This is a genomic window from Devosia sp. (genome assembly GCF_036676215.1).
Taxonomy (GTDB): Bacteria; Pseudomonadota; Alphaproteobacteria; order Rhizobiales; family Devosiaceae; genus Devosia.
Window position 1 is genome coordinate 1 of record NZ_JAKFDJ010000096.1, and the last position, 13,066, is coordinate 13,066.

General features: G+C 65.1%; 13 protein-coding genes and 1 pseudogene. 5 read left to right on the forward strand and 9 right to left on the reverse strand.

Features of this window, described 5'->3' with window-relative positions; translation table 11 throughout:
- Together V6M52_RS09755 and V6M52_RS09760 are read right to left on the reverse strand one after the other, a co-directional pair.
- Positions 1-454 (reverse strand): annotated as a pseudogene (locus V6M52_RS09755) (glucose-6-phosphate dehydrogenase); the annotation flags it as partial.
- Positions 455-490: 36 nt separating this feature from the next.
- Positions 491-1,417 (reverse strand): BadF/BadG/BcrA/BcrD ATPase family protein, encoded by a 927-nt coding sequence (locus tag V6M52_RS09760; RefSeq protein WP_332700877.1) that lies wholly within the window; start codon positions 1,415-1,417, stop codon positions 491-493.
- Positions 1,418-1,633: 216 nt separating this feature from the next.
- Between V6M52_RS09760 and cobU the strand changes: the two genes are divergently transcribed.
- Positions 1,634-2,188, forward strand: coding sequence for a bifunctional adenosylcobinamide kinase/adenosylcobinamide-phosphate guanylyltransferase (gene cobU, locus V6M52_RS09765; protein WP_332700878.1), 555 nt, complete (start codon positions 1,634-1,636; stop codon positions 2,186-2,188).
- 239 nt (positions 2,189-2,427) lie between these two features.
- On the opposite strand, the gene cbiB is transcribed toward cobU, so the two are convergent.
- The 4 genes from cbiB to cobA all read right to left on the reverse strand — a co-directional run bounded on the left by cbiB (position 2,428) and on the right by cobA (position 7,129).
- Positions 2,428-3,390 carry an adenosylcobinamide-phosphate synthase CbiB gene (gene cbiB, locus V6M52_RS09770; RefSeq protein WP_332700879.1) on the reverse strand — a complete coding sequence of 321 codons (963 nt, stop codon included), beginning with the start codon at positions 3,388-3,390 and terminating at the stop codon, positions 2,428-2,430.
- 152 nt (positions 3,391-3,542) lie between these two features.
- Positions 3,543-5,003 carry a cobyric acid synthase gene (locus V6M52_RS09775; protein ID WP_332700880.1) on the reverse strand — a complete coding sequence of 487 codons (1,461 nt, stop codon included), beginning with the start codon at positions 5,001-5,003 and terminating at the stop codon, positions 3,543-3,545.
- A gap of 7 nt (positions 5,004-5,010) precedes the next feature.
- Entirely contained in the window at positions 5,011-6,327 is a 1,317-nt protein-coding gene (locus V6M52_RS09780; RefSeq protein WP_332700881.1) for a cobyrinate a,c-diamide synthase, read from the reverse strand.
- Positions 6,293-7,129, reverse strand: coding sequence for a uroporphyrinogen-III C-methyltransferase (gene cobA, locus V6M52_RS09785; RefSeq protein WP_442881842.1), 837 nt, complete (start codon positions 7,127-7,129; stop codon positions 6,293-6,295). The genes V6M52_RS09780 and cobA overlap by 35 nt, the downstream gene beginning before the upstream one ends.
- Positions 7,130-7,197: 68 nt before the next feature.
- Between cobA and V6M52_RS09790 the strand changes: the two genes are divergently transcribed.
- A complete protein-coding gene (locus V6M52_RS09790; protein ID WP_332690706.1) occupies positions 7,198-7,926 on the forward strand; it encodes a cobalt-precorrin-6A reductase in 729 nt (242 codons plus the stop codon).
- Here the strand turns inward: V6M52_RS09790 and V6M52_RS09795 are convergent.
- Positions 7,860-8,363, reverse strand: a complete 504-nt coding sequence (locus tag V6M52_RS09795; RefSeq protein ID WP_332700882.1) for a cobalamin biosynthesis protein — start codon at positions 8,361-8,363, stop codon at positions 7,860-7,862. The two genes, V6M52_RS09790 and V6M52_RS09795, sit on opposite strands and share 67 nt — an antisense overlap.
- A gap of 264 nt (positions 8,364-8,627) precedes the next feature.
- On the opposite strand from V6M52_RS09795, the gene V6M52_RS09800 reads away from it, so the two are divergent.
- The 3 genes from V6M52_RS09800 to V6M52_RS09810 all read left to right on the forward strand — a co-directional run bounded on the left by V6M52_RS09800 (position 8,628) and on the right by V6M52_RS09810 (position 10,365).
- Complete coding sequence (locus V6M52_RS09800) at positions 8,628-9,542, forward strand: cation diffusion facilitator family transporter (protein ID WP_442881843.1); 915 nt, start codon at positions 8,628-8,630, stop codon at positions 9,540-9,542.
- A gap of 84 nt (positions 9,543-9,626) precedes the next feature.
- Complete coding sequence (locus V6M52_RS09805) at positions 9,627-9,800, forward strand: hypothetical protein (protein ID WP_332690697.1); 174 nt, start codon at positions 9,627-9,629, stop codon at positions 9,798-9,800.
- Between the two features lie 100 nt (positions 9,801-9,900).
- Positions 9,901-10,365, forward strand: a complete 465-nt coding sequence (locus V6M52_RS09810; RefSeq protein WP_332700883.1) for a hypothetical protein — start codon at positions 9,901-9,903, stop codon at positions 10,363-10,365.
- Here the strand turns inward: V6M52_RS09810 and cobO are convergent.
- A complete protein-coding gene (cobO, locus tag V6M52_RS09815) occupies positions 10,362-11,003 on the reverse strand; it encodes a cob(I)yrinic acid a,c-diamide adenosyltransferase (protein ID WP_332700884.1) in 642 nt (213 codons plus the stop codon). The two genes, V6M52_RS09810 and cobO, sit on opposite strands and share 4 nt — an antisense overlap.
- Positions 11,000-13,066: cobaltochelatase subunit CobN (cobN, locus tag V6M52_RS09820; protein ID WP_332700885.1), on the reverse strand; the 2,067-nt coding region annotated here is incomplete at its 5' end. The genes cobO and cobN, both read right to left, overlap by 4 nt.

Here is a 13,066-nt window from a genome sequence, read left to right on the forward strand (position 1 = left end):
GGGGCTTCTCGATCACCACGCGGGCGTCGCGACGATAGTAGCCCTTCTTGAGGATGTACTCGCAGGTCGGCCCGAACAGGTCGGGCGCGATGGCGAGGTAGAAGGCCCGGACCACCTTGGGGTCGTCGCGCAGGTTCTTACTCAGATCGCCCCAGTGGGCTTCGTCGGTGACATCGTTGGCGACGTAAGAGAAGCAACCGATGAAGCGGTCGATGGTCTTCTTGTCCTGGTAGTCCTTCTCGACGAAGGCTTCGATCGAGTCACGCGCGAGCTTCTGGAACTCGGCATCGGTGAGCTTGGTGCGCGACACCCCGATGATGCGGCTGTGATCGTCGAACTGCCCATCCTTGAAGCGATGGTAGAGCGCCGGGATCAGCTTGCGCTTGGTGAGGTCGCCGGTGGCGCCGAACACCACGTAATCGAAGGGCTGGACCGGGATGATACGGCTGGACACGCTCTTCAGGCTCCTATCGATATAATTCATGGCAACTCAGGCGAAGTTCTGCTTGGCAAGGATGACGGCGCCGTGCAGCGGCTCGTCGACGGGGCGGACGATGAAATCGCCGTGGCGCTCGATCATCAGCGGATAGAGACGGGTACCGAAGCCGCCGACGGCGGCCATGCGCGTGACGCCGCGCGCCTTGAACCAGCGGACATAGGTGTCGATGTAGCTCATCTCGAGCTCCATCAGATCCTTGGCCACAGGATCGTCCTGCTCATAGTAATCGAAGAACATCGGGATCAGGGCGCCAAATTCAGCCGGGGCGCGGCCGAGCAGCGTCGAGGGCGCGCCGTTGCCGGCGGGCGCGGGACCGCGCGGATCCTGCGGGAACGACCAATCCATCACGGCATCGATGCTGCCGCCGAGCTTCGCAATCACCGCCTCGGTGAGCGGCGATCCGGGGATAAGGCCGTCCGCGGCTTCGACGGAGCGGCGGACGAGTTCGCGGCCAAGAATGGCGCCGGACATCTGGTCGCCGATCTGGAAGCCCCAGCCGCCCGCCTGGTGGCGCTTACCATCGACGATGGACATGGCAGCCGAGCCAGTGCCAACGATGATCACGCCGCCTTCGCCGCCCCCAAGGGCGCCCGCATGGGCGATATCGATGTCGTCATAGACCTTTACCCCGGCAAAGGGCCATGGGCGCGCGGCGAACTCGGCGCGGGCAGTGTCCATGCGGCCGCCAGCCATGCCGAAGCAGGCATAGGTATTGGCGGTTTCGGAATAGTCGAGGCCCGCGGCCTTGAACACATCGCGCGTGCCGTCGCTGATCGCCTTGTAGGCCGGCTCGCCGGCATCGATCTGCAGATTGGAGCGGCCGTTCTTGACTTCGGCGAGCGTCACGAGATTCTCGTCGGCCAGGCGCACGCGGCAATTGGTGCCGCCGCCATCAACGCCAAGATAGTACCTGGGCACGCGGGGATTCTCCATTAGTCTGGAGGGATTCTAGGGTGTCGTTTCGGCGCGGACCATAATGCGAAAGATGCTAAGACGAAAGTAGGATAAGGCACAAAAAGCGCCCTTCTGCGGCATGGCGCACATGGCCTGTACGCGGGCCTGACGCAACCGGTTGCGCCTTTGCACCTTTTGTACCATTGAGCGCGGCGGCGGCCGGCTATGGAGGCAATGACAATGACACGACATGTGCTGGTTCTGGGAGGCGCCCGTTCGGGCAAGACGGCCTTTGCCGAGCAGTTGGCGATCCGCAGCGGCGCCACTCCCGCTTACCTCGCAACGGCCGAGGCGCTCGACGCGGAAATGCGCGACCGGGTAGCCAGCCACAAGGCCACCCGAGCCGTGCATTTTGCCACGATCGAAGAGCCGCTGGCGCTGTCTGAGGCATTGCTCAAGGCGGCCGCAAAACACGACGTCATTCTGGTCGATTGCCTGACGCTGTGGATCACCAATCTATTGGTGGCGAACGGGGACGTGGCCAAGGCGGTGAGCGAACTGGGGGCCACCCTGATGCAGATCGATGCGGCCAAGGTCATTCTGGTCAGCAACGAGGTCGGCCTCGGCATCGTGCCGGACAACGCCATGGCCCGGACCTTTCGCGACCTGACCGGCGCGGCGCATCAGCGGCTCGCCGAAATCTGCGACGATGTCTATTTCGTCGTCGCCGGCCTGCCGATGACGCTCAAGGGCGAAGCACCGGCACAGGCCGAGAGCCGCATACACGTGGCTTAGCTCCACCTCTCCCCTGAGGACCGAGCTATTGCCTGAGTGGTTCGCAATGGTGCAGTCGACACCCTCCCCCTTGCGGGGAGGGATCAAGGGTGGGCGGGCGTTTGGCCCGGATATCGGGGCTCCCAACACCCCCACCTAACCTCCCCCTGAAGGGGGAGGAATCCGGCTGGTGATTGTCATAGATCGCGCGCTCCACGCCCGATCTATCCCTCCCCCTTCAGGGGGAGGTTAGGTGGGGGTCAGGCCACCCAAACCAGCAGCGCCACCACCACACTCACCCCCAGCAGCACATTGAGTGTCGACCGGTACAGCACCAGCGCCCGCAGGATATCGCTGCCCACCAAAGCCGACTTGCCATCCCCGAAACTGGGCAGATCGACGATCTCACCATCATAGCTGCGCGGACCGCCCAGCTTGAAGCCAAGGGCGCCGGCAAAACCCGCTTCCGGCCAGCCGGAATTGGGCGAGGCATGCTTGCGCGCATCGCGCCGGGCCACGGCCCAGGCCTTGCCCGGGCTGGCATGCGGGGTGAAAAAACAGGCGACCGTGATCAGCACCGCGGTCAGGCGGGCCGGGATCCAGTTTGCCAGGTCGTCGAGCCGGGCGGCGGCCCAGCCATAGTCACGATAGCGCTCGTTCATATGGCCGATCATCGAATCGGCGGTATTGATGGCCTTGTAGAGGGCAATGCCGGGCAGACCGAGCAGCACCAGCCAGAACCATGGCGCAACGACCCCGTCCGACGTGCTTTCGGCGAGCGTTTCGATAGCGGCACGGGCGACCCCCGCCTCGTCGAGCGCCTGCGGATCGCGGCCGACAATGTGGCTGACGGCTTCGCGGCCCGCGTCGAGCGAGCTGCGCAGCGCGATGGCCACCGCCTCGACGGCGCGGCCCAGTTCCTTCTGCGCCAGGAAAGGCGTGGCCAGCATGATTTCGAGCACCCAGCCCAGCGGCATGGACCGCAGCACCTGTTGAATGAGGACAGTGATGGCCAGGGTCACCAGCAACAACACCGCCAGTGTGAAGATCCCGGCATCGCGGCGCTGGCGCGGCGTGCGCTGCCGCTTGTCGACACCCTGTTCCATGAAGACGATGAAGCGCCCCATCCAGATGACGGGATGGCCGATGAGTTCGACCAGCCGCTGCGGATAACCGAACCAGCGTTCGAGCAGGAGCGCGAGGGGCGGAAGGAAAGCGTTCATCGCCTAACCCCTCATCCGCCCTGCGGGCACCTTCTCCCGCAAGGGGAGAAGGGGGCTCGGTGCATGACCAAAGAGTGGAGCCACCCCTCTCCCCCTGCGGGAGAGGGTGGATCGGCCGCAGGCCGAGACGGGTGAGGGGTTTTGCATGGCAATCATTTCCGCACTTCCTCGGCCAGCGCCAGCAGCGCGTCGATATCGAGATGCTTTTCGAGGTGGGCGGCCAGGGCGTCAAGGGTCTGCTCGATGCTCGCCTCATAGGCAAGATCAGGACTGGCCACATCACCGAGGACGGAGCGGCGGAAACGGTCGGCCGCGAAGAGCCCATGCAGGTATGTGCCCATGACCCGGCCATCGGCGCTCACGGCGCCCTCGTCGATCCCGCCGACGCGGGCAAAGGGCCGGGCGCGGTCGGGGCCCTCGGTCAGGCCCATATGCATGTGGTAGCCGCTGATCGGCGTTTCGGACGCGACATGGATCGCCTGTTCCACCCGCAATTGCTTGACCGGCGTCAGCACGGTCTCGACATCGAGCAGGCCAAGTCCGGCGCTGGTGCCCGGAGCGCCTTCGATCCCGTCCGGGTCGGCAATGGTGCGACCCAGCATCTGGTAGCCACCGCAGATGCCGAGCACCCTGCCCCCGGCACGATGATGGGCCAGGATATCCCTGTCCCAGCCATTGGCGCGCAAGGCATCCAGATCGGACCGCGTGGCCTTTGAGCCGGGCAGGATGATCCAGTCGGCGTCCCGGGGAATGACGTCGCCGGGCTGCACCATCACCACGTTCACCCCAGGCTCCGCCCGCAGCGGGTCGAGGTCGTCGAAATTGGCAATGCGCGGCAGTTGCGTGACGGCAATGGTCAGGACACCGTCAGCATTTTTGGGCAAAGCGCTGAGGCCCATCGAATCCTCTGCCGGCAGTTTTGCCGCGTCGGCAAACCAGGGCACCGGGCCAAAGCAGGGCACGCCGGTCCGTTCGCGCAGGAAGCTGATGCCGGCTTCGAACAGCGTCGGATCGCCCTGAAACTTGTTGATCAGCGTCGCGCGGATAAGTCGGGCGTCGGCGGGGTCGATCACGGCGAAGGTGCCGACCACCGAGGCGATGACCCCACCGCGATGGATATCGCCGACCAGCACGACCGGCACGCCGGCGGCCTGGGCGAAGCCGAAATTGGCCAGGTCATTGGCGCGCAGGTTGACCTCGGAGGCGCTGCCGGCACCCTCGACGAGCACCACATCCGAATCGGCAGCAAGTTCGCAGTATGCTGCAAGAACATCCGGCAGCAGCTTGCCGCGCTCTGCCCAATAGCTGCGCGGCGACATGGAGGCGCGGCGCTGTCCGCGCACCACCACCTGCGAGCCGGTTTCCTGTTCAGGTTTGAGTAATACAGGGTTCATAGCGGTGACGGAATTGCGGCGGGCGGCCCTGGCCTGCAGCGCCTGCGCCCGCCCGATCTCGCCGCCATCGGCAGTGACAGCAGCATTGTTGCTCATGTTCTGCGGCTTGAACGGCGCGACCCGCAACCCGCGATTGCTCAACGCGCGACACAGCCCGGCAACCAGCAATGACTTGCCGACATCGGACCCGGTACCCATGAACATCAGTGACTTAGCCATGGTCGACTTATGCCGCATCCACCACATGGGCGTAAGAGCCCATGACGCGGCCGATCACGGCGCCCATCGGCGGCATGGCCTCGCCACGGGCATCGGTGGCGGCAAACAGCGGCGGCAAGCGGGACTGTCTGGCCGAGGAATAGTGGAATTCATGGCCCCGCAGCCGCCCCGGCCAAGGCAGATCGCCCGATTGCACCAGCCGGCGATAACCAAGAATGCGCTTGGGCCGATCGATGCGGGTGGTGACAGGCAAGAGGCCCGACATGGCATGGGTCTGCCCCGCCTTATCCACCAGCGCCTCGCCTAGCACCATGAAACCCCCGCACTCGCCATAGATCAGCGCATGCCGGTCGCGGGCGGCGATGAGGCCGGCCTTGAAATGGTTGGCAGCGGCAAGGGTGGCGCCATGCAGCTCGGGATATCCCCCAGGCAGGAACACGGCGTCGCTGTCGGCGGCGGGCGCCTCATTGGCGAGCGGGGAGAAGAAGCTCAGCTCAGCGCCCATGGCCCGCCAGCCGTCGAGCAGATGCGCATAGAGAAACGCAAAGGCATCGTCGCGGGCAATGGCCATGCGCTGGCCGAGGGGTGGCAAAGGCGCTGGGGGAACATCGCCCTCCGTCAGAGGCGAAGCGAGAGCGCGCAGGCGATCCAGATCGACATAGTCGCCAATCGCCTCGGCTGCGGTATCGACGAAAGCCTCGAAGGCCGCGACTTCATCGGGCAGGACGAGGCCGAGATGACGTTCGGGCAGAATGAGATTGGCGTCGCGCGGAATGGCGCCGAGGCAGGGTATGCTGGTGGCGGCCAGAGCATCGACCAGCATGCGCTCGTGCTTCATGGACGCAACACGATTGAGGATGGTCCCGGCAACCCGGACACCCGCGCGCCAATTGGCGAAACCTGCCACCAGCGGCGCCACCGACTGGCTCTGCCGTTCGGCATCCACCACCAGCACCACCGGCAGGTCCAGCAGTTCGGCCAGATCGCCGGTGGAACCGGAGCCATCCGCGGCGCCATCGAACAGGCCCATGACGCCCTCGACCAGCAGCAGGTCGGCGCCGACCGCCTGCATGGACGCGAGGGATTTCAGCCGTGCCGGGGACATTGACCAGGGATCGAGATTGACCGCTTCGCGCAGCGCGGCGCGACTGAGGAAAGCCGGATCGATATAGTCCGGCCCGGTCTTGGCTGGGGCCACGACGACACCGCGCCGGCGTAAAGCCGCCAGCAGGCCGAGCGTGATGACCGTCTTGCCCGAGCCGGAGCGCGGCGCGGCAATAACGATGCCCTTAGCCAAAGATATGCCTCCGCGCTTCCCCGACATACCAGTCGAGCGTTTCGCGATAGGCGCTGACCGGGCCGAGAACGACAATGGCCGGCGTGGGCACATCGGTCAGCCCCGGCGCTTGGGCGAGGGTGGTTTCGATCACCGATTGCTGCGGAGTCGCGGCATGGGAGACGATGGCAACACGGTCCGCGCCATCGCGGCCGGCGGCGAGAAGTTTTTGCGAGATCGAGCCAAGATGCTTGACCGCCATGAACATGACGATGACCGGCGCGGCCTTGGCGACCGCGGGCCAGTCGACACCGCCAGGCACCGCGCCGGTCTCGTCGTGGCCGGTGAGGAAAATCACCGCCTGGTTGGTATCGCGATGGGTCACCGGTACGCCGGCATAGGCGAGACCTCCAAGTCCAGCCGAAATGCCGGGCACGATGCGGAAGGGCACGCCGGCCCGCGCCAACGCGCCGGCCTCCTCACCGCCGCGACCGAACATGAAAGGATCGCCGCCCTTGAGCCGCAATACCCGCTTGCCGGCCCTGGCGAGCTCGATCAGTTGCAGGGAGATGTCGGCCTGTTTTGGCGAAGGCTTGCCGCCGCGCTTGCCGGCAAACAGTTTCTGGGTGCGTCTGGGCGCCATGGCCAGCAGGTCGGACGAAACCAGTGCATCATGCACGATCACGTCGGCCTGGCCCAGCGCGTGATAGGCCAGCAGCGACACCAGTCCCGGCCCGCCGGGCCCGGCGCCCACGAGCCAGACCGCGCCCGGCTCCATACGCGGAAAATCCGCGTGGTCGAGCGCGGCGAAGTGGCCGGAACGGAATGGCCGTCTGATCCAGTCGAACATCAGCGTGACCACCCTTGAGACGGCGGCCGGGAATGGGCACAGTGACGCCAAGGAGACCTGCAGGCCCAATGAAGATTCTGATCCTTGGCGGCACCGCCGAAGCTCGCCAGCTGGCCAACAGACTGGTGGGCATGGGCCACGATGTCATCACTTCGCTGGCCGGGCGCACGCAGGATCCCATCCTGCCCGCGGGAGGGCTGCGCATGGGCAAGTTTGGCGGCATTCCAGGGCTGGCGGCTTATCTGCGGGCCGCGGGAATCGAACGCCTGGTGGACGCGACGCATCCCTATGCGGGGCAAATTTCCATCAATGCCGTGGCGGCGGCGCAAGCGGCCGACGTCAAGCTGGTGCGCTATATGCGCCCAGCATGGGAGCAGCAGATCGGGGATGACTGGGTGGCGGTCGAGACCGCCGCGGAAGCAGCGGACGCCCTGCCGCACAATGCCGACGTGCTGTTGACCACCGGCCATACCGGGCTCGAGCACTTCCTTGAACGCGATGACTGCCACTTCGTGGTGCGGACCATCGAGGCTCCGGCCATGGAACTGCCGCGCCACGCCAGCCTGCTGCAGACGCGGCCGCCCTACAATCTGATCGATGAAATGGCGCTGATGGAGCGCGAGGGCATCACTCATCTGGTCACCAAAAACTCAGGTGGCGGGCAGACCGACGCCAAACTGGAGGCAGCGCGGCGGCTGGGGGTCAAGGTCTTCATGATCGCGCGCCCTGCCTATGGTCCGGCGCACGAAGTCGACAGCGTCGAGGGGGCGATCGAGGCGCTGGCACTGGACGCTTGAGCGAAGGCCAGCGGATCGAAATCGACATCGCATAGCGCCAGGGCGCAGGTGGCGTGGGCCGATTTGCGCTTGGCGAGCATCAAGGGGCCGGCCGCTGCCGCGACGGCCTCGGCGATGGCCGGCCGGCCAATGGCCGCCAGCACTCTCGGCGAAGGCGTGCGGATATCGGGCGATAACTCTGAATCGTCGAGCAGACACAACGGCACGTCGAAATGATGCGCAGCGGCGAGAAGGGCCGGATGGCCTGCCTTGCGGGTGTGGCTGGCAAGGCAGACCAGCGTGGCGGGCAATGCACCAAGCGCGGCCAGGCACCGCTCCACCAAGGCGATGAGCTCGGCCGCATCCGCCGCGCTGCCGCAGCCGACGCCGGCAACCAGCCGTGCATCAAGGGGAAGTGTTGTTCCGGGCAGCGGCCCGGCCTGAACCGTCGTCATCATCGCCTCTCAAAACCAAGAGGCAGGTTCGCTCAAGACCGTTGCAGCTCCGGGGTTGGTCCCCGATTTGGGTCGACCGCACCGGATTCTGTTTCAGTTCCTTCACGGGAACTCTGCGCAGTTCTGGTTCTAGGCGGGGAGAAGCGCGTGGTCAATCAATGGCTTGCGCGGGATGCTGCCCAGATCGGAATGCTTCTGAAAATGATTTGCAAATTCAAGGACTTGCCCTCCCCACTCCGGAGGACTATGGCCGTGTGACCACTTCCGATGGGGCGCCGGGTGAGCATCACCGCGAACAACAGAACGCTGGCCATTGCCGCGGCGAGCCTGCTCGTCGGGGTCATCGTGCTCGGCCTCAAGTTCCTGGCCTGGCACATCACGGGCTCGATCGCGCTCTATTCGGACGCGCTGGAATCGATCGTCAACGTGGTGACGGCCGTGGTCGCGCTGATCGCGGTGAGGCTGGCGCAGCGGCCGGCCGATGCCGCCCTGCCCTATGGCTACCACAAGGCGGAATATTTCTCGGCCGTCATCGTGGGGGTGATGATCATCGTCGCCGCCATCCTGATCGTGCGCGAGGCCGTGCTGGGGTTCCTGGCGCCCAGCCTGCCGGATGCGCCGATGCAGGGGCTGGCGGTCAGCGGCGTTGCCACCCTCATCAATGTGGTCTGGGCCTTTGTACTCATCCGCCACGGTCGAGCCGTGCTTTCGCCCGCGCTGCAGGCCGATGGCCGGCACCTGATGACCGATGTGGTTTCGACGGTCGGCGTGCTGGCCGGCCTGGCATTGGTCTATGCGACCGGCTGGGCGGTACTCGACCCCATTCTGGCCGCGCTGGTGGCGCTCAATATCCTGTGGTCGGGCTGGGGCGTCATCCGCCACAGCGTCGGTGGCCTGATGGATGTGGCCGTGCCGCCCGATACGCAGAAGACCATCCGCGAGGTCATCGCCACCAACGCTGATGGCGCCATCGAGGCGCACGACATCCGCGCGCGGCAGGCGGGCCGGATGACCTTCATCGATTTTCACCTGGTAGTGCCGGGCACGATGAGCGTGGAGGCCGCGCACACGATCTGCGACCAGATCGAGGCCAAGCTGCGCGACGCGGTCAAGAATGTGCAGATCACCATCCATGTCGAGCCCGAGAACAAGGCCAAGCATGCCGGCATCGTGGTGGTGTAGCGGGGCGGTGCATAACCTGTTGGCGACGCCTGCAAACCCTGCGAACTAGCATAGGGTCACCTTTCCTACCTGGAGGAGGACACTATGAAACTGAACGCACCCACCCAACTGGTCTTCATCATCGCGGTCGTGCTCGCCATCGCTGCACTCATCGGTTATCTCGCGCCGTCGATTGCGATCATCGGCGTCTACTCGTTCTGGATCATGACGTTGGCATTCGTCGTGCTGACTGCGGGCGTCATGTTCCGCGGCACCTAACCGCGCCCATTCGTCTCGGCCACGGGCGGGGGGTATGGCCTCGGGGCTCGTGGCCGAGTTCAGTCTTGCGGCGCAGCGGTGTTGGCCGCAGACTGGTCGCATGCGTTTCATTCTCATCATGCTCGTTTTGCTGACTGGCCCCGCCCTCGCGCAGGGCTGGGAGCGCTACGACAATGCCCGTTTCGGCTATGGCATCGATATTCCGCCAGGGTTTTCTGGCGATGGCGAAAGCGACAATGGCGACGGCCAGCACTTTTCGGTCAATGGCAAACCCATCGACCTGATCGCCTGGGGCGGCAACCTCATGGGGGCGTTCGAGGGCGAAGTAGCTGGGGCCATGGATTTTGCCCAGGGCGATGGCTGGAACATCACCTACAAGGCGACCACGCCGCGCTGGGCCAGCTTCTCCGGGCTCAAGGTCTCCCGCATTCTCTACCAGCGGATGGTACTGCTCTGCGATGGGTCAAGCTATGCGGCGTTCCGCGCCGAATATTCAGTCGCCGACCGCGCGGAGATGGATCCCGTGATCGACCGACTGGTGGGTTCGCTGCGCGGCAACTGCTAAAACTCGATACCCTTCTGCGCTTTCACCCCGGCGCGAAAATGGTGCTTGATTTCAGTCATTTCGGTGACGAGGTCGGCGATCTCGATCAGTTCGTCCTTGGCGTTGCGACCGGTGACGATGACATGGGTATCGGCCGGTTTGTTGCGCAGGAATTCCACAACTTCCTCGACAGGCAGATAGTCATAGCGCAGCACGATATTGAGCTCGTCGAGCAGCACCAGCTTGTACGCGGGATCGGCGATCAGCGCCTTGGCCCGGTCCCAGGCTTTGCGGGCCGCGGCGAGGTCGCGCTGGCGGTCGGCGACGTCCCAGGTGAAACCCTCGCCCATCGCATTGATGGTGACCAGATCGGGGAATTTCAGTAGCACATCGCGCTCTCCGGTTTCCCAGACGCCCTTGACGAACTGCACCACACCAACCTTGAAGCCGTGGCCCAGCGCCCGGAACACCATGCCGAAAGCGGCGGTCGACTTGCCCTTGCCCTTGCCGGTATGGACAATCAGCAGACCCTTTTCCTGCGTCTTGGTCGCAAGGATCTTGTTCCTTGCTTCCCTCTTCTTCTTCATCTTTTCGGCGTGGTAGGCATCGCGCTCCGCCTCGGTCATCAGGTCGGTTTTCTTGACGGGCTTGTCGGTCATTTGGATTCCTCCAGATAGGCAAAAGCGGAATTGGAGCGTGGCGTCCACAGCCCGCGCTGGCGGGCGTCGTTGAACTTGGCGATCAGCTCGTCATAGCCGTAGCGATTGGTAGTGCGGATGAAATCGCGGATGGCCTCGTCCTCGACATAGGCTTCGAAGGCCAGGTCGAAATGATGCGTCTTGACCGCACCGGTGGCGGCGGCAAAGGCGAACATGAAATCGACCGTGGCGATGATCTCGAAGGCACCGCGATAGCCGTGTCGCTGCATGCCGGCGAGCCATTTTGGATTGACCACGCGGGAGCGCATGACGTGGGAGATTTCCTCCTCCAGCGTGCGGATCAGCGGGCGTTCCGGGCGGGAATGGTCGTTGTGGTAGGCCGCGGGCTTGTGCCCGGTCAGCGTCTCGGCGGCGGCCGATAGGCCACCTTCAAACTGGTAGTAATTGTCGCTGTCGAGCAGGTCGTGTTCGCGATTATCCTGGTTATGGATGACCGCGTCGATGTCGCTGAGCCGGGCAGCGAAGCGGTCGCGCTCGGGCGTGCCGGTCGCTTGGGCGCCATAGGCATATTGGCCCCAATCAAGCGCCCGTCGGCCGAGGTCGGCCTTGCTGGCCCAGGCGCCGGAATCCATCAGCGCGTTGAGGCCGGCGCCGTAAGTGCCTGGCTTGGAACCAAAAATCCGGTGGCCGGCAGACAGCGCGGCATCGCTTTCAGACTGCCCCTCGGCCATCAGGCCCAGCGCGTCGGTGCGCATGCGGGCAGCGATGGGATTGTCATCGGTCGGTTCGTCCAGTGCCCCGATGGCGCGGATGGCGCGGTCGAACAGGGCGATCTGGGCGGGGAAGGCATCGCGGAAGAAACCGGAAATGCGCAGGGTGACGTCGACGCGGGGGCGGCCGAGCTTGGGCAGCGGAATGATCTCGTAGCCGGAAACGCGGAGCGAGCCGGGATCCCAGGTGGGGCGCGCGCCGATCAGCGCCAGTGCCTGGGCGATATCGTCGCCGCCGGTGCGCATATTGGCAGTGCCCCAGACCGACAAAGCCACCGAACGGAGGTGGTGGCCGTGGTCCTGCAAGTGGCGGAGAACCAGGCTTTCGGCGGATTTCTGGCCCAGTTCCCATGCCGTTGGCGTGGGGACGGCGCGGGAGTCCACAGAATAGAAATTGCGGCCGGTGGGGAGCACGTCGAGCCGCCCGCGCGAGGGGGCGCCGGAGGGGCCGGGGCGAATGAACTTGCCATCGAGACCGTCGAGCAAAGCCTGCATTTCGGCCGGACCTGAGGCGGCGAGGCGGCGGCGGATGAGGGTGTCGATGGTGGCAAGGACGGCGCTGGTGGCGGTCCAATCGGGGTCGGGAACCAGTTTGCCGTCCACCAGATCGGCGGCAATCGCTTCGAGCCGTTCGACGACGTCACCGACGCTGCGCGCCACAATTTCGCCTGCGCTATGAACGGTGGATGACTGGGAAATTGACGGACCGGACCAAGCGTCGCCCAGCTTTGCGGTCAAGGGATCGAAACCAAGCTTGAGATCATCTGCCAAAGCGCGGATGAGCGAAGCCTCACCGGCCCCCTCGCCGCGTGGCACACGAGCCAGCGCGACGATGAGATCGCGCTCCAGGTCGCCCCGCGGAGACTGGCCGAAGACATGCAACCCGTCGCGGATCTGGGCTTCCTTCAAATCGCAGAGGAAGTTGTCAATCTTGATCAGCGCTTCGGTTTCATCCTCCGGCAGGCCGATATCGCGGTCGAGGCGGGCGTCGCGGGTGAAATCGAGGATGCGCCGACGCAGATCGGTCAGCCGGCGGCGGTCCATGCCAGAGGCGGCATAGTATTCGTCGAGCAGCGCTTCGAGGTCTTTCAACGGACCATAGGTTTCGGCGCGGGTCAGCGGCGGCACCAGGTGGTCGATGATCACCGCGCCGGTGCGGCGCTTGGCCTGCGTGCCTTCGCCGGGGTCGTTGACGATGAAGGGATAGAGATGCGGCAACTGGCCCCAGAGCGCGTCGGGGTAGCTCGCCTCGTCCAGCGCCGTGGCCTTGCCGGGCAGCCATTCCAGCGTGCC

Excerpts from the sequence above, each read along its gene's own strand:
- cobU (WP_332700878.1), top strand. The coding sequence starts at position 1,634 with ATGACACGACATGTGCTGGTTCTGGGAGGCGCCCGTTCGGGCAAGACG.
- cbiB (WP_332700879.1), bottom strand. The coding sequence starts at position 3,390 with ATGAACGCTTTCCTTCCGCCCCTCGCGCTCCTGCTCGAACGCTGGTTC.
- V6M52_RS09775 (WP_332700880.1), bottom strand. The coding sequence starts at position 5,003 with ATGGCTAAGTCACTGATGTTCATGGGTACCGGGTCCGATGTCGGCAAG.
- V6M52_RS09780 (WP_332700881.1), bottom strand. The coding sequence starts at position 6,327 with ATGTCGGGGAAGCGCGGAGGCATATCTTTGGCTAAGGGCATCGTTATT.
- cobA (WP_442881842.1), bottom strand. The coding sequence starts at position 7,129 with ATGTTCGACTGGATCAGACGGCCATTCCGTTCCGGCCACTTCGCCGCG.
- V6M52_RS09790 (WP_332690706.1), top strand. The coding sequence starts at position 7,198 with ATGAAGATTCTGATCCTTGGCGGCACCGCCGAAGCTCGCCAGCTGGCC.
- V6M52_RS09795 (WP_332700882.1), bottom strand. The coding sequence starts at position 8,363 with ATGATGACGACGGTTCAGGCCGGGCCGCTGCCCGGAACAACACTTCCC.
- V6M52_RS09800 (WP_442881843.1), top strand. The coding sequence starts at position 8,628 with ATGGGGCGCCGGGTGAGCATCACCGCGAACAACAGAACGCTGGCCATT.
- V6M52_RS09805 (WP_332690697.1), top strand. The coding sequence starts at position 9,627 with ATGAAACTGAACGCACCCACCCAACTGGTCTTCATCATCGCGGTCGTG.
- V6M52_RS09810 (WP_332700883.1), top strand. The coding sequence starts at position 9,901 with ATGCGTTTCATTCTCATCATGCTCGTTTTGCTGACTGGCCCCGCCCTC.
- cobO (WP_332700884.1), bottom strand. The coding sequence starts at position 11,003 with ATGACCGACAAGCCCGTCAAGAAAACCGACCTGATGACCGAGGCGGAG.